General features: G+C 71.7%; 1 protein-coding gene. It reads right to left on the bottom strand.

The annotated features are described in order from the left end of the window. On the bottom strand, window positions 1–575 hold a 575-nt coding region (locus G3I71_RS45955), incomplete at both ends, for a hypothetical protein (RefSeq protein ID WP_203733051.1).

Here is a 575-nt window from a genome sequence, read left to right as displayed (position 1 = left end):
GAACGTGAACGTCCCGGTGGCCTCCGACGGCGTGACCGCCGCCCGCAGCACCGTCTCCCCGCCGGCCGTGCCGGACGACTCGACGTCGAGCGTCGTGGTCGTCGCGACGGCCTCGGGGACCGTCACGTCGACGACCTGCGCGCGGTCGCCCGTGCCGTTGGAGTGGTGCAGCACGAGGACCTTCTGGTCGCCCGCGCCCGGCCCGCCGTGGACCTCGACCGTGGCGCCGTCGAACGTCTGCGACACGAAGTCGGCGCCGATGTTCGAGCCGAACCACAGCGGCGGGTCGTACGGGTCGACGGTGAACGGCCCGACCTCGTCGACGATCCCGTCGGCGGGGAAGGCGTAGGTGCTGCGCATCTGCGCCCACACGCCGACCGGCGTGCCGGGCTCGACGCCGAGCGCGGCGAGCGGCACCGGGACGACGACCGTGCTGTTGTCGAACGCGCCCATCTCGATGTTCCCCGCGAAGGGGTACAGCAGCTCGGGCCCGGCGATCAGCTCGTTGGTGTCGTAGTCGTAGGTCTGCACGACCGTGTAGTCGGTCTCGTCGAGCTTGGCGACGACGGTCGTGA

The organism is Streptomyces sp. SID12501, assembly GCF_010550245.1.
Classification (GTDB): domain Bacteria; phylum Actinomycetota; class Actinomycetes; order Streptomycetales; family Streptomycetaceae; genus Streptomyces.
This window is presented reverse-complemented; position numbering and strand designations above follow the sequence as displayed.